The sequence below is a fragment of the Streptomyces sp. NPDC090106 genome (assembly GCF_044747265.1).
Lineage (GTDB): Bacteria > Actinomycetota > Actinomycetes > Streptomycetales > Streptomycetaceae > Streptomyces.
In genome coordinates this window covers 149,527-173,575 of sequence record NZ_JBIVDS010000010.1, presented here as the reverse complement: position 1 = coordinate 173,575, position 24,049 = coordinate 149,527, and the positions used below count along the sequence as shown (strand labels likewise).

At 71.2% G+C, this 24,049-nt stretch carries 19 protein-coding genes and 1 pseudogene; 9 read left to right on the top strand and 11 right to left on the bottom strand.

Translation table 11 applies throughout. The annotated features are described in order from the left end of the window. The first annotated feature begins 451 nt into the window (after nucleotides 1-451). From ACIPSE_RS30480 to ACIPSE_RS30470, 3 genes are all read left to right on the top strand, one after another. Complete coding sequence (locus tag ACIPSE_RS30480) at nucleotides 452-796, top strand: VOC family protein (RefSeq protein WP_401668670.1); 345 nt, start codon at nucleotides 452-454, stop codon at nucleotides 794-796. A gap of 59 nt (nucleotides 797-855) precedes the next feature. Further along, nucleotides 856-1,245, top strand: coding sequence for a MarR family winged helix-turn-helix transcriptional regulator (locus ACIPSE_RS30475; RefSeq protein WP_401668667.1), 390 nt, complete (start codon nucleotides 856-858; stop codon nucleotides 1,243-1,245). Nucleotides 1,246-1,349: 104 nt separating this feature from the next. After that, entirely contained in the window at nucleotides 1,350-2,336 is a 987-nt protein-coding gene (locus tag ACIPSE_RS30470; RefSeq protein WP_401668665.1) for an AraC family transcriptional regulator, read from the top strand. Between the two features lie 271 nt (nucleotides 2,337-2,607). Here ACIPSE_RS30470 and ACIPSE_RS30465 read toward each other — a convergent pair whose 3' ends face one another. From ACIPSE_RS30465 to gndA, 6 genes are all read right to left on the bottom strand, one after another. Beyond that, nucleotides 2,608-3,006, bottom strand: a complete 399-nt coding sequence (locus tag ACIPSE_RS30465) for an SseB family protein (RefSeq protein ID WP_401668662.1) — start codon at nucleotides 3,004-3,006, stop codon at nucleotides 2,608-2,610. A gap of 229 nt (nucleotides 3,007-3,235) precedes the next feature. Next, nucleotides 3,236-6,217: a carbohydrate binding domain-containing protein gene (locus ACIPSE_RS30460; protein WP_401668659.1), complete on the bottom strand. Its 2,982-nt coding sequence runs from the start codon at nucleotides 6,215-6,217 to the stop codon at nucleotides 3,236-3,238. Nucleotides 6,218-6,361: 144 nt separating this feature from the next. After that, nucleotides 6,362-6,751, bottom strand: a complete 390-nt coding sequence (locus ACIPSE_RS30455; RefSeq protein WP_401668657.1) for a hypothetical protein — start codon at nucleotides 6,749-6,751, stop codon at nucleotides 6,362-6,364. Between the two features lie 64 nt (nucleotides 6,752-6,815). Next, the gene (locus ACIPSE_RS30450) at nucleotides 6,816-7,373 is read right to left on the bottom strand and encodes a cysteine hydrolase family protein (RefSeq protein ID WP_401668654.1); all 558 of its coding nucleotides are present in this window, start codon (nucleotides 7,371-7,373) and stop codon (nucleotides 6,816-6,818) included. After that, complete coding sequence (locus tag ACIPSE_RS30445) at nucleotides 7,370-8,851, bottom strand: purine-cytosine permease family protein (RefSeq protein ID WP_401668652.1); 1,482 nt, start codon at nucleotides 8,849-8,851, stop codon at nucleotides 7,370-7,372. The genes ACIPSE_RS30450 and ACIPSE_RS30445 overlap by 4 nt, the downstream gene beginning before the upstream one ends. A gap of 103 nt (nucleotides 8,852-8,954) precedes the next feature. Beyond that, nucleotides 8,955-10,394: an NADP-dependent phosphogluconate dehydrogenase gene (gene gndA / locus ACIPSE_RS30440; RefSeq protein ID WP_401668650.1), complete on the bottom strand. Its 1,440-nt coding sequence runs from the start codon at nucleotides 10,392-10,394 to the stop codon at nucleotides 8,955-8,957. 249 nt (nucleotides 10,395-10,643) lie between these two features. Here gndA and ACIPSE_RS30435 point away from each other — a divergent pair, with 249 nt between their 5' ends. After that, complete coding sequence (locus tag ACIPSE_RS30435; RefSeq protein ID WP_401668648.1) at nucleotides 10,644-12,089, top strand: glyceraldehyde-3-phosphate dehydrogenase; 1,446 nt, start codon at nucleotides 10,644-10,646, stop codon at nucleotides 12,087-12,089. Nucleotides 12,090-12,135: 46 nt separating this feature from the next. On the opposite strand, the pseudogene ACIPSE_RS30430 reads toward ACIPSE_RS30435, so the two are convergent. From ACIPSE_RS30430 to ACIPSE_RS30420, 3 genes and pseudogenes are all read right to left on the bottom strand, one after another. Then, nucleotides 12,136-12,618 (bottom strand): annotated as a pseudogene (locus ACIPSE_RS30430) (hypothetical protein); the annotation flags it as partial. Nucleotides 12,619-12,630: 12 nt separating this feature from the next. Further along, a complete protein-coding gene (locus ACIPSE_RS30425; protein WP_401668646.1) occupies nucleotides 12,631-12,945 on the bottom strand; it encodes a RyR domain-containing protein in 315 nt (104 codons plus the stop codon). Beyond that, a complete protein-coding gene (locus ACIPSE_RS30420; RefSeq protein WP_401668643.1) occupies nucleotides 12,942-15,134 on the bottom strand; it encodes a TIR domain-containing protein in 2,193 nt (730 codons plus the stop codon). Before ACIPSE_RS30420 ends, ACIPSE_RS30425 begins: the two co-directional genes overlap by 4 nt. A gap of 128 nt (nucleotides 15,135-15,262) precedes the next feature. Here ACIPSE_RS30420 and ACIPSE_RS30415 point away from each other — a divergent pair, with 128 nt between their 5' ends. Next, nucleotides 15,263-16,384 (top strand): hypothetical protein, encoded by a 1,122-nt coding sequence (locus ACIPSE_RS30415; protein WP_401668641.1) that lies wholly within the window; start codon nucleotides 15,263-15,265, stop codon nucleotides 16,382-16,384. A gap of 175 nt (nucleotides 16,385-16,559) precedes the next feature. After that, nucleotides 16,560-17,951, top strand: a complete 1,392-nt coding sequence (locus ACIPSE_RS30410; protein WP_401668639.1) for a Tat pathway signal sequence domain protein — start codon at nucleotides 16,560-16,562, stop codon at nucleotides 17,949-17,951. Here the strand turns inward: ACIPSE_RS30410 and ACIPSE_RS30405 are convergent. Both ACIPSE_RS30405 and ACIPSE_RS30400 read right to left on the bottom strand, forming a co-directional pair. Continuing rightward, nucleotides 17,948-18,559, bottom strand: coding sequence for a TetR/AcrR family transcriptional regulator (locus ACIPSE_RS30405; protein ID WP_401668637.1), 612 nt, complete (start codon nucleotides 18,557-18,559; stop codon nucleotides 17,948-17,950). The two genes, ACIPSE_RS30410 and ACIPSE_RS30405, sit on opposite strands and share 4 nt — an antisense overlap. Nucleotides 18,560-18,579: 20 nt before the next feature. Further along, complete coding sequence (locus tag ACIPSE_RS30400) at nucleotides 18,580-20,640, bottom strand: discoidin domain-containing protein (protein ID WP_401668634.1); 2,061 nt, start codon at nucleotides 20,638-20,640, stop codon at nucleotides 18,580-18,582. Between the two features lie 220 nt (nucleotides 20,641-20,860). Between ACIPSE_RS30400 and ACIPSE_RS30395 the strand changes: the two genes are divergently transcribed. From ACIPSE_RS30395 to ACIPSE_RS30385, 3 genes are read left to right on the top strand one after another with little or no spacing between them, the layout of a single operon-like run. Continuing rightward, on the top strand, nucleotides 20,861-21,703 hold the full coding sequence (locus tag ACIPSE_RS30395) for an SDR family oxidoreductase (protein ID WP_401668631.1): 843 nt from the start codon (nucleotides 20,861-20,863) through the stop codon (nucleotides 21,701-21,703). Nucleotides 21,704-21,731: 28 nt separating this feature from the next. Further along, the gene (locus tag ACIPSE_RS30390) at nucleotides 21,732-22,931 is read left to right on the top strand and encodes an FAD-dependent monooxygenase (RefSeq protein WP_401668629.1); all 1,200 of its coding nucleotides are present in this window, start codon (nucleotides 21,732-21,734) and stop codon (nucleotides 22,929-22,931) included. Nucleotides 22,932-22,981: 50 nt separating this feature from the next. After that, nucleotides 22,982-24,046 carry a glucose-1-phosphate thymidylyltransferase gene (locus tag ACIPSE_RS30385; RefSeq protein ID WP_401668627.1) on the top strand — a complete coding sequence of 355 codons (1,065 nt, stop codon included), beginning with the start codon at nucleotides 22,982-22,984 and terminating at the stop codon, nucleotides 24,044-24,046. Nucleotides 24,047-24,049: the final 3 nt, after the last annotated feature.

The following is a 24,049-nucleotide window of genomic DNA, read 5'->3' as shown; positions in this document are numbered from 1 at the left end:
CCGGGCCCGTCACCGAACGGCCGTCGCCGAACCGGGCCGTCACCGAACGGCCGTCGCCGAACCGGCCCGTCGCGGGACCGCCCGCGTCGCAGTCCACCCCGGTCCACCCCCGTCCACCCCGACGAGCGGGTGCTCGTCGTCGCCCGGGGCCGCAGGCCGGTGCGGGGGGACCGGAGATCCCGCACCAGGAACACCCGAGCGGCACCGATCGGCGGCTGCCGGGTCCCGGGCCGGACTCGGCAGCCGCCCCGCCTCCCCTCACCGCAGCACATGCGGCCCGAGCGTCCGCGCGAGCGGCTCCTGGCGTGCGGGGCTTTCGGCGATTGCCCGACCCGGGGACCGGTCAGGATCGGAGAAGCGGTGTCCGGGCTCCCGGCCTAGCGTGGAAGCACCGAAGCCAGTGGATCACCTCGATCCCACGGGTCGCTCTCGGCTCTCGAAGGAGCACGCCATGACCGCCGGACTCACCACCGTCGTCTACCCCGTCAAGGACCTCGCCCGGGCGAAGGCCGTGTTCAGCGCCCTGCTGGAGACGGAGCCCTACGCGGACGAGCCGTACTACGTCGGGTTCAAGGACGCGGGCCAGGACGTGGGGCTCGACCCGAACGGGCACGCGCGCGGGATGACCGGTCCGGTCCCCTACTGGCACGTCACCGACATCCGGGGGCGGCTCGACGCGCTGCTCGCGGCGGGGGCGGAGCTGGTGGAGGACGCCCACGACGTCGGCGGCGGCCGGCAGATCGCGTCGGTCAAGGACGCTGACGGCAACCACGTGGGGCTCATGCAGGACGCGTGACGGGAGCCACCGACCACCCCGGTGCCCCATATTGATGCACACGCATTAATATGGGGCACATGGCAGTGAACGCGGCCGGCACCCGGCTGGAGGAACAGTGGCGGGACATCCTCGCCGTCCACGCCCGCACGATGTGCGAGATCGACCGCGCGCTGCACCCGCACGGCCTGGGCGCGAGCGACTTCGAGGTGCTCGACCTCCTCGCCACCGAGGCGCCCGCGGAGGGCGACGTGTGCCGGGTGCAGAACCTGGTGGGCCGGGTCCACCTCAGCCAGAGCGCGCTCTCCCGGCTCATCGGCCGGCTGGAGAAGGACGGCCTGGTCGAACGGTCCGTGTGCGTGGAGGACCGGCGCGGGGTGTGGGTGACGCTCACCGGGAAGGGCCGCGAGCTGCACGCCGAGGTGCTGCCGCTGCAACGCGACGCGCTGAGCCGCACCCTGGGCGCCTGAACCAGGGACGCTCTCCCCGCCACCCCCGGCCTGACGCGGTGCCATGCTGAACACGGAACACCGTACGGCGGACGGGCGGTAGACGGGTGGACATCGCTGGGGACGTGACAGCGGAGCAGAGCCGGAGCGCCGGGTTCAGCGTCTACCTGACGCGCTCGCTGGAGGAGACGCGCGCCGCGATCGCGGCCCACTACTACGACCTGCGCCTCGAAGTGACCGGCGCGGCGGCGGACTTCGCGACGGCCATGGCGGTGGTCGATCTCGGGGCGCTGACCCTGGGCACGATGAGCTTCGGCACGGACATGCGGATGGGCTTCGGCGAACCGGGCTACTACCACGTGGGGTTTCCGCTGTCGGGCCTGGCGAGCGTCCAGCAGGGCCGTGCGGAGCCCGAGTTCGCCACGACGGCCCGTGCCCTGTTCTTCGATCCCGAGCGGATCATCCGGATCGACACCTGGACCCCGGACTGCGAGCCCGTCACGATCCGGATCGAGAAGGACGCCCTGCACCGCCAGTTGGAGGCCCTCCTCGGCCGGCCGGTCCCCCGGCCGCCCCTGTTCGAGCCGTCCTTCGACATCACCCGCGGCACCGGGCGCAGTTGGGCGCGGCTCGCCCGGTGGAGTCTGCTGGAACAGGACGTCTCGCACGGTCTGCTGCGCCGCCCGCTGATCCGTCAGCGCCTCGAACAGACACTGCTGGAGGGGCTGTTGCTGGCCACGCGCCACTCGCTGAGCGAGGAGCTGGACGCGCCGCCCCCGCTGATGCGCCCGGCCGCCGTCAAACGGGTCATGGACGTGGTGCAGGAGCGTCCGGCCGAGCCGTACGACGCCACGCGTCTCGCGTCGATCGCGCAGGTCAGCGTGCGGACCCTCCAGGAGGCGTTCCGCAAGCACGTCGGCATGTCACCGATGGCGTACGTCAACGACGTGCGGCTGAGCCGGGTGCGGGTGCAGCTGCGGGCCTCGGCACCGGGGACGACGACCGTGTCCGACGTGGCGTACCAGTGGGGGTTCGCCCATCTGGGCCGGTTCGCGCGGCGGTACCGGGCGCGGTTCGGGGAAACGCCGTCGCAGACGCTGCGGGCGGCCTGAAGCGCCGCGTTCCGCTCGTGCGCGGGGTCATGGCCGTCGCGTTTTGCGGACAGTCCTCGCGTGAAGCGGAGCGACACCCCGGCCGGACGGTTCTATCGTCGGGACACGGCGAACGCTGACGTACGGAATGAACGGTGTCGGCGCCGCCCATCCCGGGCGTCGGCGTGAACCAGGTGCGGGAGCGGGAGCAACCCGCACTTCCCCCGGGGCCCGGCCGCTCCCCTCCGTGAGATCGGTGGCCGGGCCCGCTCCTCCGGTGAGCGGGGTCCGTCTACCGGGCCAGCAGGGTCCGCACCCCTTCCGATGTCAGGGTCAGCGGGTGCGCCGAGGCGGCGTCTATCGTGAGCGCCAGATCCTCGTGGGGCCATTCGGCGGCGAGCGCGCCCAGCGGCACCAGCCGGTAGCGGGAGATGTACGGGAGCAGCCCGGCGAGCTCGTGCTCGGAGGTGAACACGGGCACGACCGGGTCGGTGCCCGGCTGCTCGATCACGGGCAGGGCGACCGCCGCGGGATCGAGGGCGTCCGCGGGAGCGGCGTCGTCGGGCACGGGCACGAGGACCTCGCTCCGCGCGAGCGTGTCCAGCGCCACCGTGTCCTCGGTGTTGGCGGCCAGCGCGTCCAGCGCCCGCCGGGCCGGTGTGGTGGTGTTGTCGTTCGCGGGTGTCTGCATGACGAATCCCCTGTTGGCTGCGGGTCGTGCGGGTCGTTCGAGCGCTCGGCACGGAGCGCGGTCCTGCACGCGTACCCGACGCGGACGGTGCCATTCCCCGCGGGCCGGCTCTTCACGGAATCGACGCCTGGCGGCATCGGCGCTTCACGGGATGTGGGGATGGGTGAAGGTGGGTTCGGGAGCGGCGGTCGCGGTGACCGCCGCTCCCGAACCCGTCGGACGACGCCTGCTACTTCAGGTAGGGGCCGTCGCTCCCGATCTTTCCGGTGCCGTTCAGGACGTACACCCGCAGGTTGCCCTTGCCGGGTGCGGTGATGGCGAGGGTGCCGCCGGTGACGGTCCTGACGTCCCCGGTGACGGCGTCCCGGTAGGTGCCGTTGGGGATGCCGGTGAACGTCGCGTCGCCGGTGACGGTGACGAGCGCGAAGCTGTCCGTGCTGCCGCTGGTGTAGCGGCGCTTGAAGGCCATCGAGCCGCTGACGCCGTCGGTGGAGTACTGGCCCGACTGGAGCGCGGGGATCGCCCGGCGGATCTGGTTCAGCCGCTGGAGGTGCTTGACGAGCGGCTGGGCGAGCGTGGTGGCGACCTGGCCGGTCGCCGAGTCCGCGGTGCCGAACTCGGAGGCGGTGACGGTGCCTTCGAGATGGTCGCCGTAGTAGGCGCGGCCGGTGGAGGCGAGCGGGCAGGAGGGGCCGCAGTCGATCTGCTTGCCCTTCTGGAACTCGATCTCGGAGCCGTAGTACAGGGTCGGGATGCCGCGGAAGGTCCACATCAGGGCCATGTTCTCGGCCCAGGCGTCGGTGCCTCCGCTGTAGCGGGTGCTCGACTTGTTGGGGCCGTAGTCGTGGCTGTCGACGTAGACGACGTTGTAGGTGGCGTCGTTGACGCTGTCGTCGGAGTCCTTGCCGTTGCTGTAGGCGTTCTGCGCGTCACCGAAGTTCATGTGCATGCGCATGTCGATGATGTTCATCCCGGAGAACTGGCTGCGGTCCGGGGTGTGGTAGGTGTTGCCGTTGAGGAAGGCGTTGGTGGAGGTCGGCTGGTTGCCGGTGCCGAGGTTGTTCTCGTAGGTGAACTGCTCCAGGGCCGCCGTCTCGTCGTCGGCGCTGTACTCCTTGCGTTCCTTCCAGGTGAAGAACTGCGCGGAGTGGTTCACCGACCCGCGGTTCCACTTGTCGTTGACGAAGGCGCCGACCTCACCGAAGACGAAGAAGTTCTGGGCCGCGGTCGCCCCGAACTTCTGGGTGACGCGTTCGTAGATGGCGGGCAGGAAGCGGCGGTTCCAGGTGACGCGCGGGATGTGCACGGCGGTGTCGATGCGGAAGCCGTCCACGCCCATGTCGATGTACTTGTCGTACGCGCCGATCAGATAGTTCTGCACGGGCGTCGACTCGGTGTTGAAGTCGGCGAGGTCCTCGTGCAGCCAGCAGGATCGGGAGTCCTCGCCCTCCCAGTTGCCGATCCAGCACTGGTGGTAGTAGGCCTTCGGGAACATCCCCGAAGTGGGACTGGGCCACTGGCAGTTGTAGAGGGTGTAGCCCTCGGCGCTCTTGCCGCCGGTGGCCTTGCCCCAGTTGACGCAGGTGTTGCCGGTGGGTTCGGCGGTCGACCACAGGTCGCCGTTGTAGTAGGACTTCCCTGACTTGGGCTCGACGGTGAGGCCGTCGTACTCGAAGCCCTCGTTCTTCTCGTCGTAGTACCAGCTCCACTGCGTGTCGCGGACGCCGTACACGGTGGGTGTGTACAGGCCCTTGGCGCCCCAGCGGGAGCTGTGGTTGTAGACGACGTCCTGGTAGATCTTCATGCCCTTGGCGTGAGCCGCGTTGATGAGGTCCTGGTAGGTGGCGCCCTCGGACTCCAGGCGGGGGTCGACCTTGTAGAAGTCGTAGCCGTGGTAGCCGTGGTAGTCGTAGTCCGAGCGGTTGAGGACGACCGGGGTGATCCAGACGGCGGAGAAGCCGAGCGCCTTGATGTAGTCGAGCTTGTTGACCAGGCCCTTGAAGTCGCCGCGGAACATGGGGTCGTTGTTGGCGGCGTTGCCGGACTTGGTGTGCTGGCTGCCGCCGCGGTCGTTGCCGGTGTCACCGTCGTAGAAGCGGGCGGTGAGGACGAAGTAGATGGGGTCCTTGCGGGGGTCGGTGCCGAGCGGGGTGCCGGCGGCCGGGGCGGGTGCCTTCTCGCCCGTGGTGACGGTGGCCGCGGCGGAGGCGGCGGAGACGTTCCCGGCGGCGTCGACGGCCTTCACGGTGTAGGTGTAGGCGGTCTTCTCCTCCAGGCCGGTGTCGGAGTAGACGGTCGAGGAGACGTCCGTGACGACGGTTCCGGTGGTGCCGCCGACCCGGGTGACCTGGTACTTGGTGACGGCGGTGTCGTCGGTGGCGGCCTCCCAGGTCACCACGACCGAGGTGTTGGTGGCGTTCGCGGTGACCTTGGTCGGCGCGGTGGGGGCCTCGGTGTCGGGTTCCTCGGCGGCGCACGGGTCGGTGGCGCCGGTGGTGACGACCCGGTCCTTCACGGTCGTCGTGCCGGTGGGGATCGTGTAGTCGGAGCTGTTGTTGTTGTCCCAGACGCCGTTGCCGTTGTTGAACGCCGCCTTCAGGGAGGTGGCGGTGCCGATGTCGAGGGTCTTCTTCCACCAGCCCGTGCAGACGGACTCCATGCCGACGCCGGGGACGGTCGTCCAGGAGCCGCCGGTCGGCGCGTAGTGGATGTTCGCCGTGGTCCAGCCCGAGGTGGCGGTCGAGTAGTAGACGGTCGCCTCGTTGCCGCTGCCGGTACCGGTGTCGGCGCACGGGTCGCTGTGGGCGATGACGCCGTCCTTGACGGTGATCGTGCCGGTGCCCAGCGCGTAGTTGCTGCCGCCGTTGTTGTCCCAGGTGCCGCTGCCGTTGTTGAACGTGGCCTGGAGCCCGGTCGCCGAGCCGAGATCGACGGTCTTCTTGACCCAGTCCGTGCAGGCGCTCTCCATCTGGACGCCGGGGACGGTCGTCCAGGAGCCGCCGTCGGGGGCGTAGTGCAGATAGGTCGACGACCAGTTCTTCGTCTTCGTGTAGTAGAAGACGGTCGCGGTGTTGGCGGTGTCGGCGACCGGCTGGTACCGGACCTCCGTCTCCGCGGGCTGGGTCGTGGACAACAACCCCAGCAGTCCGGTGGCCGCCACGAACGCCGCGAGGGGGCGTCGGCGGCGGCGGCGTAGGAATGCGTGTCTCATGGCGACTCCAATGCGGCGGGGGTACCGGGGAGTTCGAGCGTCCCTGCAAGAACAGCCGGAAAGTTCCTGTAACTTCTTGCAGCGCGGAAGCTACAGGGACATGACAGCGCCGTAAAGGCTTCGCACAGGAGATCGGCCGGAAGATCAGGAGGCGGGGCGGAGGCGGCGGCCCGCCGGAGTGACGGTGAATGCCTCGCCGAAGGGCAGATCGCCCAACTGCACCGCCCACAGCACGGGTTGTTCACCGAGGAGCACGCACGGCTCGCCGAACTCGGCGACGACGTCCGGCCACGTCCGGTCCTCGGCGGCCCATTCCCGCACCCGGCCCAGCAGGGCGTCGTGCGTGGCGGTGTCGAGCACCCGATCCGGCGCGAGCCAGCCCCTCCGGTGGGCGAACTCGACGTACACGGAAGTGAATCCGGGCGGCTCGCTCCCCCGGATCAGCTCACGGAACACACCCCTGACCCCGATCGCGCCGCGCTCCCGGAGAGGCTCCATGAACACCTCGCGCCAGGCGCCGGGCCGCCCCTGCATGCCCCGACCGCAGAGTCGCTGCTGAAAAGCGGATCCGCCGCCGAGGAGGACCGCGCGGGGCCCGTCAGGCCCGGACCTGCTCCGCCAGGATCTCGGCGACCGTGGCCACTCGGATCAACGGCCCGTAGAGGTCCAGCAGTTCCAGTGCCCTGGCGTGGGAGGTGTCGTTCGCGCCCGCACAGGCGTCGGCGGCGATCAGGACCTCGAAGCCCGCGTCGGCGGCAGGGAGGGCGGTGGACAGTACGCAGCAGTCGGTGCTCACCCCGGCGAGGACCACACGGCCCAACGGGGCTACGCACGAGACCAGTTCGGGCGTCCACTTGCCGAACGTGGGGGCGTCGACGACCCAGGGGGCGGTGTCGGCGAACTCGTCCACGAGCCGCCACAGCGGCGCGTCCGGCGGTCGCAGCGCGAACGGCCACTGCTCGTAGTACGCGCGCCACGCGCCGGTGGGGTGCGCGGGTGCGACGAACCGGGTGAACGTCACCTCGTCACCGAACGCGGGCAGCAGTCGTCGTACGCCCTCCGCCGCCTGGGCGAACCGGGGGGTGACCCAGGGGCTGTCCGGGTCGGCGAAGACGTTCTGCATGTCGATGACGACGAGGTGGCCGAATGCCGTCATACCAACCGCTCCCCCGCCGGACGGGCGTCCCGGGTCTCCTGGTCGCGGATCCGTCCGCGCCGCAGGGCGAGGGTGCCGAGGAAGCCGAGGGCGAGGGCCGCGAGGACGCCGAGGTTCGCGTAGGCCCAGGCGCCGGACCTGCCGCCCAGGCCGAGGGGCGAGAGCAGGTAGCCCTGCCAGTCGAGCCGGCTCGCCGACGCGTTGGTGACCAGGCCCCAGCCGACGGCCGTGGCGGCGAGGGTGAGGAGCAGCGGGGTGAGCGGGACGTCGCCGTAGCGGCCGTCGGGGCGGTAGAGGTCGTCCTCGTCGTAGTCGCGGCGGCGCAGGAGCAGGTCGGCGAGCATGATGCCGCACCAGGCGGCGATGGGGACGCCGAGGGTGGTGAGGAAGCCCATGAACGGGCCGAGGAAGTCGTCGGCGACGAACACGATGTAGACGGCGCCCGCGATCATCAGCACGCCGTCGATCAGCGCCGCAGCGTAGCGCGGGATTCTCACCCCCGCGGACAGCATCGCCAGGCCCGAGGAGTAGATGTCCAGGACGGCGCCGCCGACGAGGCCGAGGACGGCGACGACCGCGAAGGGGACGAGGAACCAGGTCGGCAGGAGGGCGGCGAGCGCGCCGATGGGGTCGGCGGCGACCGCCGTGGCGAGGCCGCTGGAGGAACCCGCGAGGAGCAGGCCGAACACCAGCAGCACCAGCGGGGCGAGGGACGCGCCGAAGGTCGTCCAGCCGATGACGCCCCGGCCCGAGGAGGTGCGCGGCAGGTAACGGGAGTAGTCCGCGGCGGCGTTGACCCAGCCGAGGCCGAAGCCGGTCATCATGAAGACCAGCGCGCCGATGAACTCCTGGGCGGAGCCCGCCGGTACGGCGTTCACGGTGCTCCAGTGGATGTGGTCGGCGACGAGCGCGACGTAGACGACCGTGAGGACGCCGGTGATGACGGTGATGGCCGTCTGGAGCCGCATGATCAGGTCGAAGCCCATGACGCCGCCCACGACCGTCAGTCCGGCGACCACCGTCAGCGCCACCACCTGTGTCCCGGTGCCCCCGCCCCAGCCGAGCCGGTCGAAGACGGTCGCCGTGGCGAGCGTGGCCAGGGCGACCAGGACGGTCTCCCAGCCGACGGTGAGCATCCACGAGATCGCCGACGGGAGGCGGTTGCCGCGCACGCCGTAAGCGGCGCGGCCGAGCACCATCGTCGGCGCCGATCCCCGTTTGCCCGCGACGGCGACGAACCCGCAGAGCAGGAAGGAGAAGACGATGCCGATCACGCCGGCGGCGAGGGCCTGCCCGAAGGAGATGCCGAAGCCGAGCGCGAAGGCGCCGTAGCTGAGCCCGAGAATCGAGACATTCGCCCCGAACCAGGGCCAGAACAAGGTACGCGGGGTGCCCTTGCGTTCGGCGTCGCCGATCACGTCGAGGCCGTGCGTCTCCACCTGGAGGTGACCGGGTCCGCCGTCGAGTGAGTCCGTCATCGCGAGGAGGCTAGGTGGGTGGCACCCGGCCGTCAACGAGGACGCTCGGAAGTCCCGGGGCCGCGCCCCGGATCAGGAGGAGGCGCGGCGCGCGGCCGGGTGCTCAGGCGGTCGTCTCGGGGCGGCCGGGCGCGGCCCAGTGGGTGTGGAAGCTGCCGGGGCGGTCGGTGCGCCGGTAGGTGTGGGCGCCGAAGAAGTCGCGCTGTCCCTGGAGGAGCGCGGCGGGCAGACGGGCCGCGCGCAGGGTGTCGTAGTGGGCGAGGGCGGCGGAGAAGGCGGGGACGGGGATGCCGCGGCGGGCGGCGGAGGAGACCGTCTCGCGCCAGGGGACCTGGGCGTCGGTGATCTCCATGGCGAACTCCATCTCGCCGAGCAGGCTGACGAGTTCGGGGTCGGCGGCGTAGGCGGCGCGGATGCGGTCGAGGAAGGAGGCGCGGATGATGCAGCCGCCGCGCCAGATCCGGGCGACCGTGCCGAGGTCGATCTTCCAGCCGTACTCGGCGGCGGCGTCGCGGATCATGGTCCAGCCCTGGTCGTAGGCGATGACCTTGGACGCGTACAGGGCGTGTTCCACCTGGGAGGCGAAGCGCTGGGCCTCGGTGCGGCTGAGCGGGGGCGTGGTGCCGCCGGGCAGGCCCAGGTAGGCGGCGCGCAGCTCGCTCTGGCCGGAGGCGGCGCGGGCGAAGGTGGCCTGGGCGACGGCGGTGACCGGGGAGGCGAGGTCGAGGGCGGTCTGGACGGTCCAGCGGCCGGTGCCCTTCTGGCCCGCGGCGTCGGCGACGACGTCGACGAAGGCCTTTCCGGTGGCGGGGTCGGTGTGGGCGAGGACCTCGGCGGTGATCTCCACGAGGTAGGAGCCGAGGCGGCCCTCGTTCCACTGCCGGAAGACGTCGGCGATCTCGGCCGGGGAGTAGCCGGCAACCTGGCGCAGCAGGTCGTAGGCCTCGGCGATGAGCTGCATGTCGGCGTACTCGATGCCGTTGTGGACCATCTTCACGAAGTGCCCGGCGCCGTCGTTGCCGATGTGGGCGGCGCACGGCTCGCCGTCGACCTTGGCGCTGATCCGCTCGAACAGGGAGCCGAGCAGGGCATAGGACTCCTCGGAGCCGCCCACCATGATCGACGGGCCGTTGAGGGCACCCTCCTCGCCGCCGGAGATGCCGGCGCCGACGAAGTGCAGGCCGCGTTCGCGCAGGTCGGCCTCGCGGCGGCGGGTGTCGGCGAAGTGGGCGTTGCCGCCGTCGACGATCATGTCGCCGGGCTCCAGGAGCGGGGCGAACTCCCTGATCACGGCGTCGGTGGCGGGGCCCGCCTGCACCATGACGATCAGCCGGCGGGGCCGTTCGAGGGCGGCGACGAACTCCTCGGCGCTCTCGGCGGCGACGAAGGTCCCCTCGTGACCGAACTCCTCCACGAGCGCACGGGTGCGGCCGGCCGAACGGTTGTGCACGGCGACGGCGGTTCCGGTGCGGGCGAGGTTCCGCGCCAGGTTGCGGCCCATCACGCCCAGTCCGGTGACGCCGATGGATGCGCTTGCGTTCATGAGAAGTCCTTGGGTCGGAGGTGAGGTGATGTGACCCCAGGTACGCGCGGGAGGCCCGAATGTCTCGACAAGGCCGGGAAACGGACCCGACGAGGCGGGAGAAGGAAACGGTGCGGCCGGGAACGGGGCGGCGCGGACGGGCCCGGGAACCGTTCGCGCCGCGTTTCCCGGGGTCAGACCCCCCTGTTCGAGGGGTCAAACGAACGTGGGGTTAACATATGAGCGCCGCCTAGCTCGAAAGATGGATCTGTGACTGTCAACGAGGACTCGTTCACCAACTGGAACACCCGCGAGGAGATCGCGGAGTCGATGATCCCGATCATCGGGAAGCTGCACCGCGAGCGGGACGTCACGGTCCTGCTGCACAGCCGCTCCCTGGTGAACAAGTCGGTCGTCAGCATCCTCAAGACCCACCGTTTCGCCCGCCAGATCGCCGGCGCGGAGCTGTCGGTCACCGAGACGCTGCCCTTCCTCCAGGCCCTGACCACCCTCGACCTCGGCCCGTCCCAGATCGACCTCGGCCTGCTCGCCGCGACCTACCGCGCCGACGACCGCGGTCTGAGCGTCGAGGCGTTCACCGCCGAGGCCGTCGCCGGCGCGACCGGCGCCAACAAGATCGAGCGCGGCGAGGGCCGCGACGTCGTCCTGTACGGCTTCGGCCGCATCGGCCGCCTCGTCGCCCGGCTGCTGATCGAGAAGTCCGGCTCCGGCAACGGGCTGCGGCTGCGGGCGATCGTCGTCCGCGGCGGGGGCGAGCAGGACATCGTCAAGCGCGCCTCGCTGCTGCGCCGCGACTCGATCCACGGCCAGTTCCAGGGCACGATCACCGTCGACGAGGCGAACGACACGATCATCGCCAACGGCAACGCGATCCGGGTGATCCACGCCAACGACCCGTCGGAGATCGACTACACCGCGTACGGCATCAAGAACGCGATCCTCATCGACAACACCGGCAAGTGGCGCGACCGCGAGGGCCTCTCGCAGCATCTGCGCCCCGGTGTCGACAAGGTCGTGCTCACCGCGCCCGGCAAGGGCGACGTCCCCAACATCGTGCACGGCGTCAACCACGACACCCTCAAGCCGGACGAGCAGATCCTGTCCTGCGCGTCCTGCACCACCAACGCGATCGTGCCGCCGCTGAAGGCGATGGCCGACGAGTACGGGGTGCTGCGCGGACACGTCGAGACGGTCCACTCGTTCACCAACGACCAGAACCTGCTGGACAATTACCACAAGGCCGACCGCCGCGGCCGTTCCGCGCCGCTGAACATGGTGATCACGGAGACGGGTGCCGCCTCCGCCGTCGCCAAGGCGCTGCCCGACCTCAAGGCGCCGATCACCGGCAGCTCGATCCGGGTGCCGGTGCCGGATGTGTCGATCGCCATCCTGAGCCTGCGCCTGGGCCGCGAGACCACCCGCGAGGAGGTCCTCGACCACCTGCGGGACGTGTCCCTGACCTCCCCGCTCAGGCGCCAGATCGACTTCACCACCGCGCCGGACGCCGTCTCCAGCGACTTCATCGGCTCCCGTCACGCCTCGATCGTCGACGCGGGCCCGACCCGGGTCGACGGCGACAATGCGATCCTCTACCTCTGGTACGACAACGAGTTCGGCTACTCCTGCCAGGTCATCCGGGTCGTCCAGCACGTCTCCGGGGTGGAGTACCCGACGTTCCCGTCGACGGCGGTCTGATCCCGGCACGCCCGTCGGCGGCACCCTCGCGGTGCTCCCGGCGGGTACGGGCGGCCCCGTCCGGCCACACCACGTCGACGGGGACGCCCGCCGCCCGGGCCTCCAGCACGGTGTCGGCGGTGCCGCCCCCCCTGCCGGTGGGCGGGGTGCCGTCCCATACGGCCACCAGGCGGTCGGCGCGTTCGACCAGCACGCTGTTCGCCGCCTCGTACGCCTCCCGCCCCGCGGTCTCGATCGGCAGCACGACGACGTCGTGAGCGGCCTCGACCAGGTGGTCGAAGAGCGGGGCGTGATCGGCCCTCACCCTGGCGCGGCGGTAGTCCCGGGAGGGGATCACCACGGCCAGCCGTCCGCCCGCGGCGAGCACGGCCTCCGCGAAGAGACAGTCGGCGCCCCTGGCGAGGCAGGAGACTCCGACCAGTTCACCGTCGTGGGCCCGGCGCCCGAGGAGTTCGTCCAGCGCCGCGCGCACCAGGACGGACGTCTCCTCCGTGAGGTCGATGTGCCCGGTCACCGCGATGGTCGTCATGGAGCGCCCCTTTCACCGGCCGGCGGGCTCCTGGAGCGTATAGCCCTGGCGGAGGATCGCCCGCACCGTACCCAGCGCGACGACCCGGTCCGCCTCCTGCTGCGCATGGGTGAGTTCGCGGTACGGCACCAGCAGCGGGTGCCTCTTGCGCAGCCGGCTCAGCCGTCGGCCGTGGCGCCAGCCCTCGGACAGCCGCTGGCGGGCCCAGTTGTCGTGGGCCTCCTCGGCGAGCAGCTCGACCAGGGCGTGGAGGCTGTCGGGGAGCTTCACGTCCACGGTGGTGGAGGGCGGGGGCGTCCAGGTCCGCCGCCCGGCACGTCGGATCATCCTGCTCTCCTCGGCGGACTGGGCCAGGCCAGCCGGATCGCCTCCACGACCAGGGTGGCGGCGACGTCGGCGGCGTACTGCTTCCAGGGCTTGTCCTGTTCCGGCCGGGCGGAGTTGACGGAGATCCCGTCGGTCGCGGTGCCGGCCACCGCGCACACCATCGAGAACGACACCTGGGTCCGGCCCGCCCTGCGGGCATGGGTGACGGCACGTGCCGCGTTCGAGCCGCCGATCTCCACCGCGGCGAGCCCGGGCCAGGCCACGAGCACCGGACGCAGGGCGGGATCTCCGCTGCCGTCCACGGGTGTGTCGCCGGAGGCGACGGGGCCCACCACGACCTGCGGGGCGTCGGACCGCGGTCCGTTGGGCGGCCGTTCGTAGATCTTCTCGGCCCAGTAGGCGTAGTTGAGGCGCATGCTGTCGCCGAGCGCGGCCACTCCCTCGTGGGCCAGGTGAGTGCGGTCGGGGCGGGGCAGGCAGGTCTGCTCCAGTTCGTCGTACATGTAGCCGTGCAGCCGGTTGGAGATCACCACGTCACCCGGCACGAGGTCGGGCGCGATGCCGCAGCAGGCGCCGACGAAGACCACCGTCTCGGGCTGGTACTCCTCGATCGTGGCGGCGACGGCGTTGCTGACGCCGTCCGTTCCCTCGCAGGGCTGGGCGACGACCACCTCGTAGGCGCTGCTGCGGCCGACGGCCTTGACGCCGGCGCGGATCCACTCGCACCCCGTGCCGTGCCGGACGGTCTCGGTGAGCGCGCCATGGGTCTCCAGGTGGCGGCGCAGGGCGTCGTGGGCCTCCGGCAGGAGGGTGACGATCGCGATGTCGCAGCGGCGCTCGGGAGCGGGCGCGCGCTCCTCCAGCCGTCGGCGGTCGACGAACTCGTGGTCGACGTCCTGGCTGATGACGGTGACCTGTTCGTCCTGGGAGAGATGGCCGATGGCGCGTCCCTGGAAGGTGACCTGCCGTGCCACCCCCGGCCCCAGGAAGTAGGGCAGGATCACCAACCGGCCGTCGGCCCGCAGGCGTTCGGCGATGTTGTACTCCTCCCGGCAGTACTCGCTCTCCCAGTAGTGGCGGCTGATGAGCGGCAGGAACAGCCGGCACGCGGCGACGTTCGCGTACAGCTGGCTGCGCCAGTCCGCGCCGAGTTCGATGGTGTTGCGGCGCAGGTAGTGGAAGTACGAGAGGTTGTGCAGTTCGAGGCTGCGGCCGAGTCGCTGGGCCAGCGCGTCGTCCCCGCGGGCGTTGCTCAGGAAGATGCTGCCCTGGGCGCGTCCGAGGCTGTGGAAGTATCCGACGCCCTCGTCGTAGGACTCGAACTCCAGCCGCGGCTGGTAGAACCGGGCCACCAGGTCCTGGAGCCGGTCGCCGAGTTCCTCCGGGTCGCTCCAGTGGACGGCGATCCGGTCCGCCGGTTCGGCCGCCCGCAGCGCCTCTCCGCTCAGCAGCTTCGACTCCCGGGGGACGTACCGCGCGTCCGGAGGTTCGTGGAAGAGCTTGAGCGTCGGCCGGAAGCGACCACTGAGCTGGGGGAAGACCCACGGCTCGGCGAACGGGGAGGCGACGTCGACGACGATGAAGTCGCACTCGTCGACGGCGAGATTGAACTCGAAGGAGTCCCGGAAGTCGAGGCTGATCGTGCGGGCCCGGTATCCGACGTCCTCGACCGCCCGGCGTATGTGCGGCTCGGCGGCGCGATAGGCGGCGTCGTCGGGCAGGATCAGTCCGACCCGGCCGAGCAGTCCCCGGGTGGCGCCGCCGGACGGGCCGCTGCGGCCCTTGAGCCGCTCGATGGCGAGCCGCACCGCGTCGGCGTCCGGCAGCTGGCGCCGGTTGAACACCACGCGTTCCTCGTCCGCGACCGGGAAGAAGCCCGCCGACACCCCGGTCTCCATGAACACGAGCCTGGACTTCTTCGCCTGGAGGGCCAGGTCGTGCTCGTGCACCATGAAGGGCGAGGCACGGTAGCGGCGCTCCTCCTGACGATGCGTCACCACGCCGACGAAGCAGGCGCTCTGATCCATCATCAGTTCGAGGTGGGTGGGAGACAGGGGGTTCGTCTTCGGGTCGACCGCGAAGGTGAAACCCTGGTCCCAGAAGAGTTTCCAGAAGTGCTCGTTCAGCTCCCGGTCCTCGGCCCAGTAGCTGTGACTGAAGTAGGCCGGAATTCGGCTGACGCCCGCCATCACTTCTCCCCACCGTCGGCTCACCCATCCCCCCGCACGCCCCCGGCTACACCCCGAACTCCAAGAAATACGGCGAAACCGAGCAGATCCGGTCGAGGAAAATCCCGGCCAACTGCCTAGACTGGTACATGACTTCGCCGCACTCCGCGCGCCCTCTGATAGCCGTCGTCGGCAGCACGGATCCCCATCGCGACTTCACCCATCCCCTCAAGGCCGCCGATCTCGCCCCCGAGGCCTGCCGGCACCTGGGCAGAGAGCTCGCCCGGGCGGGCTGCGACCTCGCCGTCTTCTCCAGCAGCCCCGAGTACATCGAGACCGATGTCGTGGCCGGGTACGCGGACGCCTGCACCGAGGCGGCGCCGGGCCGGGTGGCGGCCTTCCCGCCCCGCCACAGCGACGTCGACTTCGCGCTCGCGCCGGACGCCCACACCGCCGTGGAGATCCTCCGCGACAGCAGCGGAGAGTGGGAGGTGGCCTTCTACCACACCCTCCTGAGCTGCGACGGAGTGCTCCTGATGGGCGGAGGCCAGTCGACCCGGGTGGCCGGCATCATCGCCCTGGCCCAGCGGCTGCCGCTGGTGACGGTGGCCGCCTTCGGCGGGGGCGCCGGGCAGGTGTGGATCAACTTCGACAAGGTCCGCAACGACGCGGACGACTCGGACATCCGACTGATGGGCGACAACTGGTCCTCGGTGTCCGCCGCCCGTCTGATCACCTGCCTCCTGCGGCAGCGGGAGCGCCGGCTCCGCACCCTCGCGGAACGCGCGCGGGGCGAGCGCACGGCGGCTCGCCGGTCCGCCCGGGGCCTCACGGTGGCGGCCGTGTGCATGCTGGCCTCGCTCGCGGCGCTGGTGACGGCCCAGCAGGCGCGGGAGGCGGGGGCGCTCGATCTGCTGGTCCTGGTGGGTGCCCCGCTGGTGGCCGCCGCCGCGGGGGCCATTCTGCGCAACTCCTTCGAGAGCGACGTGCGGTGGGGCCGGGCCGCGGTGCGCGGACTGGGCGCCGGGCTGGTCTCGGTGCTTCTCTACTTCGCCTCGCAACTGCTGACCGTCCCCGCTCTCCTCGACGACCTGGACGTCCGCCGGCTGCTGTTCTTCACCATTCCGCTCGGCTTCACCGCGGGCTTCACCTTCGACCTCGTCTTCGAGCGGCTGCGCTCCGGTGCGGCGGGTCCGCCGCCCGTGCAGCCGCCCGACCCGCTGGCCCCCGGGGCCTCCCGCCCACAGAACGGCGACGCCCCACGGAACTGACCCGGCGAACGGGGCCGCCCCTCAACCAGAGCTTCTTTCCCGGCCGTTGACCCGGGCATGTGGCGACAGCAGAATGAGCGCGCAGTTTTGAGAGCGCTCTCAAGCGCACTCGTCCCCCTGCATGCCCCCTGCACGTCCTCTGCACGTCCCCCTGTCCCGCGATCCGAGGAGACCCATGACCGGCAGCCAAGGCCGCCCCGCGTTCGACCGCCGCGCACTCATCGGTACCGGGCTCGGTGCCGCGGTTCTCCTCGCCGCCGGTCCGGGCACAGCCCGCGCCGCGGACAGGGCCTCCGCCTCGTCCGCCTCCTCGGCACCCGAGCGCGCGCAGGACTTCCTCGGCGCCGCCATGGACGCCTACCCGGAGCACGGCCCGATCCGCCTCGCCCAGAGCTACACCGACCAGGCGGGCCTGTTCAGCACGGCGTTCACCTACGACAACGCCCTCGCGGTCCTCGCCCACCTGGCCCGCGGCACCCGGGCCGGCACGGCCCGCGCGACCGCGCTGGGCGACGCGCTCCTGTACGCGCAGGCCAACGACCCCGATCACACCGACGGGCGGCTGCGGCAGGCCTACAACGTGGGGCCGTACACCTTCTACGACGGCGTCCGCCAGCCCGACGGGTTCGTCCGGGCGGACGGAAAGGCCAACGTGGGGGCGCAGTTCGGCTTCACCGGCACCGCGGTGGGCGACATGGCCTGGGCCGGCGTCGCCCTCGCGGCCCTCGCCCGCCGGACCGGGCAGCGCCGCTTCCTCGCCGGTGCCGTGCGGATCGGCGAGTGGATCGACCGCACCGGGCGCACCGACGAACCGCTCGGCGGCTTCAAGTTCGGTGTCGACGGGGCGAACCAGAGACTGCCGTTCACCTCGACCGAGCACAACACCGACCTGATCGGACTGTTCGGTCAGCTCGCCCGGCTCACCGGGGACCGGGTGTGGCAGGAACGGCGTGCGGTGGCCGGGGCGTTCGTCAGGAGGATGTGGGAGCCGGACGGAGGCTTCTTCTACACCGGCACCAACGACGGGGTGACGGTCAACAGGTCACCGATCCCCGAGGACACGCAGACCTGGACCCACCTCGCCCTCAACTCCTCTGCCTATGCGCGGTCGTTGGACTGGGCGGCCACCGAACTCGCGGTCCTGGACACGGCCGGCCGCCCCAACAGCACGGTTCCCGCGGGGCAGTCGTACGAGGGAGTCACCTTCAGCTCCGCGAGCCTGCTGGCGGACGAGAGCGCGCCGATCGCCGCCGGGCAGCCCAAGCCGGACCGCAACGGCGTGTGGTTCGAGGGGACGGCGCATCTCGCGCTCGCCCTGCGCCACCGGCACGCCCCCGGCGACGAGAAGCGCGCCCGTCGGCTGATCGCGTCCATGGAGCGGGCCCAGGACCTGCTGGGCGCCGGTCAGACCTTCGGCGGGCGAGCCGTGGCGGCCCGGTCCGGGATCGTGTCGGCGAGCAGCCCCCTCGACACCGGTTTCGGGTTCGGCTACTACCCGTACCGGCACACCGGAGCGACGGCCTGGTACCTCCTGGCCGCCGCCCGCTCCAACCCGCTCGCGGTCTAGGGGGTGTCCGCGGGCTGCGCCGTCACGAGGCCCGCGATGTGGGCGGTGACGGTGTCGAGGATGTCGGTCCAGGCCTCCTCGTCGCCGAGGACCAGGTAGTTGAGCGTGAGCCCGTCCGTCATGGCCGCCAGATAGCGGGCCAGGGCCGGGACGGGCACCCCGAGCCGGAGGTCGATGTCCTGGCGCAGCCGCTCGATGAGTTCGGTGTAGAGCTCGCCGTACAGCTCGTACTGCCGGCGCGCCAGGTGCTCGAAGCCCGGCTCGCGCAGGGCGTACTGGGTGAGTTCGTAGGTCAGCATGTGCTCGTCGGGGTGGGCGCGCACATGGTCCCAGTACGCCTGGAAGCCGGCCCGGACGGTCTCCTCCAGTGTCTCCCTGGGTTTGAGGGCCTCCCGCACGATGGTCACGTAGTGGTCGGTGATGGTGGTGATGACGGACTCGATCAACTCCTGCTTGGAGTCGAAGCAGTAGTGGAAGACGCTCAGGGAGACGGCCGCCTCGGCGGCGATGGACCGGGTCGTGGTCCTGGCCACGCCGTCCCGGGCCATCGCCCTGATGGCCGCCTCCGTCAGCTGCCGGCGCCGTTCGGCCGACGGCATCCGTGCCATGTGCGACTCCCCCGTGCTCGTCAGGCGCTGTGCACGCCGACCTCGTAGAGCGAGTATCCCCAGTCCGTGCCGCGGTCGAGGCCGTGGACGCGGACGTAACGGGCCGGTGTGCCGGTGAACTTGGCCGTGTCGAGGCCGCCGTCACCAGAGGTGGTGGACCAGGCGGTCTCCCAGTCGGTGCCGTCCGTGGAGAGTTCGATCCGGTAGGACTTGCCGTACGCCCGTTCCCAGTCGAGCGTCACGCGGGAGACGAGGTTCGTCGCACCCAGGTCGACCTGCCAGTACTGGTCGTCGCTCCAGTCGCTCGCCCAGCGGGTGGTGTCGTCGCCGTCGACCGCGCGGCCCGGCTGGTAGCTGGTGAACGGGTTGGACTCGGACGAACTGGCCGACGCGGTGCGCCCCTTGGCGAGGTTCACCGACGCCTGGTGCTGTTCGGTGGACCCCCAGGTGTCCAGGTAGGACTCGGCGCCCCGGAAGAGGTCGGCGACCACGTCCTGGCCGCCCACCTTGCGGATGTCCTCGATCCAGTCGGGGATGAGGCCGGAGTGCGCGGCGCCGTCGGTGTTGTAGTCCCAGGTGCGTGATCCGGTGACCTGCTTGTCGATGGTCGAGCCGCCGTCGACGCTCTTGAAGGGGTACGTCACCGGGTTCGAGGTGTCCGCGCCACGGGGGGCGGGGTGGTCGCCGACGCCGTTGAAGTCGGTGCCGAAGCCGTAGCCGACGTCGTACTTCTCGCGCAGCGCGTCCGTGCGGGCGGCCTCGCCGACGAAGGCCTCGGAGCCGTGCATGTACTGGGCGACGAAACCGCCGAGAGAGTAGACCCGCTCGGTCCAGTTGAGGTCCATCCAGCTGTGCGAGGACAGGACGCCCGGGTAGTCGGCGGCCTCGAAGAGGTCGAGCACCTGACCGACGCCCTTGACGCTCATGTGGTCGATCTCCAGCATCATCTTGCGCTGCATCATGCCCTTGACGGCGTACTCGCCGAGCGAGGTGAGCCCGCGGACGTTGCACTGCGCGTCGGAGTCGTAGGCCGGTACCTCGGTGCCCGCAGGCAGGTCGTCCTCGGCCTCGGAGGTGGCGCTGCCGATGGGGTTGTCGTGCTGGGCGCCGGTGCACTTCTCGGTCTTCCAGAAGGTGCCGGTGGACAGGAACTGGCCGACGTTGATGGCCGTTCCGAGGGTTCCGGAGTCGAAGCGGACACCGCACAGGGCGTTGTCGAACTTGTGGCACAGGAACATGCTGCGCACACCGAGGTCGTAGAGCTCGTCGAGGCCCTTGTCGATGTCCTCCTTGCTGCACTGCGCGATGTCGAGGATCTGCTTGCAGCCGAAGGGCTCGGAGGTCTCGACGCCGAGGATGACGGCGAGCTTGCCCTGCTGGATGACCTGGCGGGCCTGCGCGCTGTCGGTGACGATCCGGAACCAGCCCTTGCCGGTGCCGCCGTACTGCGCGTCGATGTAGTCCTGGAGCTGGTAGGTGAGTTTCGCCTGGAGCCGGATCGAGGTCATCTCGTCACAGCTGCGATCCTTGAAGGGGTAGACCGAGCAGATCACCCCGTTGGTGACGAGGTCGTTGACGAGGACGCGCTGTCCGCCGCGCCAGGCCCGCTCGATCCAGGCGTAGTAGTTGGCCTGGTGCGTCATCGAGTCGTAGGCGGGCCAGTCCTTGAACGTCGGCCAGCCGACGGGGTCGTGCCGTCCGTCACCGCCGTGGGTGATGTAGTCGAAGAGGGCGAGGGTGCCGTCGGGGTAGTGCTCCGGACAGTCCTTCAGCGCGTCCGCGACACCGGCGGTGGAGAACACCTTGCCGCAGATGAGCCTGCCGCCGAAGGCCTCGTTGGAGAACAGGTGGTTGTGCGCGTCGACGAACCCCTGCACCTCGCCTGCCGCGTTGGTGCCGGTGAACGGCTCTCCGGTCACGTTGATCTGCGAGTCGGGTGCCGAACGGGCCGACGGTTCCCACCAGTTGGTCGCGGCCACGGAACTCGGCGCGGGGCCGAGGGCTATCGCCAGGACGAGGAGGAGGAGCGACACGACGGTGACGTCCTTGCGTCTGCCGTACGGGCGTCGAGGTTTGGTCATGACCCACGTCCCTCGGTCGGCGGCCATGCGGGGGGTTGTCATGACCGGCGCAATCTGTGGGTCGAGGATGACTACTGGGGGGTAGTGAGTCAAGGGTCCGGGACGCTTGACCTGATACGGGCGCGCCGACATGTCCGGACCCCGGGCCCGCCGCCTGCTCGTGTCGGTGGCCGCTGCCGGGTGATACTCCGGGCACAGCCCGTCGGCATCTGGAGCAGTCATGTCATCTTTGGTCGTCACCGGTGCGACCGGTCGCCTGGGCGGTCGTGTCGCCCGTCTTCTCGCCGGGCAGGGCGTCCCCCAGCGGCTCCTGGTGCGCACCCCCGGGCGGGCACCGGACCTGCCGGGTGCCGCGGTCGTCCAGGCGGGGTACGGCGATCAGGGCGCGGTCGTGCGGGCCCTGCGCGGCGCGGACACCGTGCTCATGGTCTCCGCGTCCGAGACACCGGACCGGCTCGCCGAGCACCGGACGTTCGTGGACGCCGCCGCGGAGGCGGAGGTGCGGCACCTGGTGTACGTCTCCTTCTTCGGCGCGGCGCCCGACGCGACGTTCACGCTGGCCCGCGACCACTTCCACACCGAGGAGCACATCCGGGCGTCCGGCATGGCGTACACGTTCCTGCGGGACAACCTGTACGCCGACTTCGTGCCGCATCTCGTGGGCGAGGACGGGGTGGTGCGGGGTCCGGCCGGGCAGGGGCGGGCGGCGTTCGTCGCGCAGGACGACATCGCGGAGGCCGCCGTGGCGGTGCTGACCCGGCCCGGGGCGCACGCGGGCGCCACCTACGACCTCACGGGACCGGAGGCGCTGACGCTCGACGAGGCGGCGGCCGTCCTCGGGAAGGTCCAGGGCCGTGGCGTCACCTACCAGCCCGAGACGGTCGACGAGGCCTACGCCTCCCGCGCCTCCTACGGCGCCCCGCGGTGGCAGCTCGACGCCTGGGTGTCGACGTACACGGCCATCGCGGCGGGCGAACTCGACGGCGTCGACGACGCGGTCCCCCGGCTGACCGGCCACCCCGCGACCCCGCTCGCGGACGTCCTCCGCGGCACCCTGGACTGACCCGCGCCGACCACCGAAGGAGCAGCCCGTGCCCGGTCCCGCCGGCTCCGGTGACCTGCGGATCGCCGTCGTCGGCGGTGGTATCGGCGGCATGGCCGCCGCCGCGTTCCTGCGGCGCGCCGGACTGACGGCGACCGTGTACGAGCAGGCGTCGGCACCGGCCGAGGTCGGCGCCGGTCTGGTCGTCGCCCCCAACGCCGTACGGTTGCTGCGGCGCCTCGGTGTCCTGGAGCCGTTCCTGCGGCGGGCCGTGGCACTGGAGTGGGGGTGGGAGTTCCGTCGGTGGGCGGACGGCGAGGTGCTGTCCGTGGAGCGGCTGGGCGGGGTGTGCGAGCGGCTGTACGGGGAGCGGACGTACACCGTGCACCGGGCCGATCTGCTGGACACGATCCGGCGGGCGGTGCCCGAGGGCTGGGTCAGGTTCGGCGCGCGGTGCACGGCCGTCGAGCCCGGCTCCGACGGGGCGGTGCTGCGGTTCGCCGACGGCGGGCGGGCCGAGGCGGACGTCGTCGTCGGCGCGGACGGGGTGCACTCCGTGGTGCGCGGGACGGTCGCGGAGGCCGAGCCGCCGGAGTACTCGGGGATCTGCGCCTTCCGCGCCGTCGTGCCGGCACGGGCCGCCCCCGCGTTCGCGCTGCGGGCCGCGCAGACCCTGTGGCTGGGGCCGGGGCGGCACTTCGTGCACTATCCGATCGCGGGCGGCAGCGCGGTCAACGTGGTCGCGTTCGCTCCCGCCGGGGACTTCACCGACGAGTCGTGGAGCACGACCGCCGAAGTCGGTGAGTTCCACGCCGAGTTCGCCGACTGGGACCCCCGGGTCACCGGCCTCGTCGCCGCGGGCGGGGCCCCCGGACGGTGGGCGCTGCTGGACCGGGCGCCGCTGCCGCGGTGGAGCCGGGGCCGGGTCACCCTGCTCGGCGACGCGGCCCACCCGATGTTCCCGTTCTTCGCCCAGGGCGCCGCCCAGTCCGTCGAGGACGCCGCCGTCCTCGCCCGCTGTCTGGCCCTGGAGCCGGACGACCCCGAACGGGCCCTCCTGCGCTACGAGTCGGCGCGGCTGCCCCGCACCACCCGTGTCCAGCGCGCCAGTCACGACCGGCGGGACGTGAACCATCTGCCCGACGGTCCCGAACAGCGGGCCCGGGACACGGCGTTGGCGGCGGCCGATCCGCTGGTCGGCAGTGGCTGGATCTACGGCCATGACGCGGAGGCGGCGTTCATCCCGTAGCCAGCCGAATCCCCCCTGCGGGTGGGGCGCGCGTGAGTAGGGTGATCTCCGTGAAGGCATTGTTGCTGTCCGGTGGATCCGGCACCCGGCTCCGCCCCATCACCCACACCTCGGCCAAGCAGCTCGTCCCGGTCGCGAACAAACCGGTGCTGTTCTACGGCCTGGAGGCGATCGCCGACGCGGGCGTCACCGAGGTCGGGATCGTCGTCGGGGACACCGCCGAGGAGATCCGGGAGGCCGTCGGCGACGGCTCCGCGTTCGGCCTCGACATCACCTACATCCCGCAGTCCGCGCCGCTCGGACTGGCCCACGCGGTGCTGATCGCCCGCGAGTTCCTCGGCGACGACGACTTCGTCATGTACCTCGGGGACAACTTCGTCGTCGGCGGCATCACCGGCCTCGTCGACGCGTTCCGGGCCGAACGGCCGGACGCGCAGATCATGCTGACCCGGGTGGCGGACCCGGCCGCCTTCGGTGTGGCCGAACTCGACGCGGCCGGGCAGGTGATCGCCCTGGAGGAGAAGCCGGAGCACCCCAAGTCCGATCTGGCGCTGGTCGGCGTCTACCTGTTCACCCCCGCGATCCACGAGGCGGTGCGCTCCATCGAGCCGTCCGGACGCGGCGAGCTGGAGATCACGCACGCCATCCAGTGGCTGATCGACGCCCGCCGTGACGTGCGGTCCACAACGATCTCCGGGTACTGGAAGGACACCGGGAACGTCGCCGACATGCTGGAGGTCAACCGCTCGGTCCTGGAGACCCTGGAGCGGCGGATCGACGGCGAGGCGGAGGACTGCGAGATCATCGGCCGGGTGCGGATCGAGGCGGGCGCGCGGGTCACGGGCAGCCGGATCGTCGGTCCCGCGATCATCGGCGCGGACACCGTCATCAGCGACTCGTACGTCGGCCCGTTCACCTCGATCGCCGGGGACTGCCGGATCGACGACAGCGAGATCGAGTACTCGATCGTGCTGCGCGGCTCCTCGGTGAGCGGGGTGCGCCGGGTCGAGGCGTCCCTGATCGGCCGCAACGTCGAGGTGACCCCCGCGCCCCGCAAACCGGCGGCGCACCGTTTCGTGCTCGGGGACCACAGCAAGGTGCAGATCGCACCGTGAACC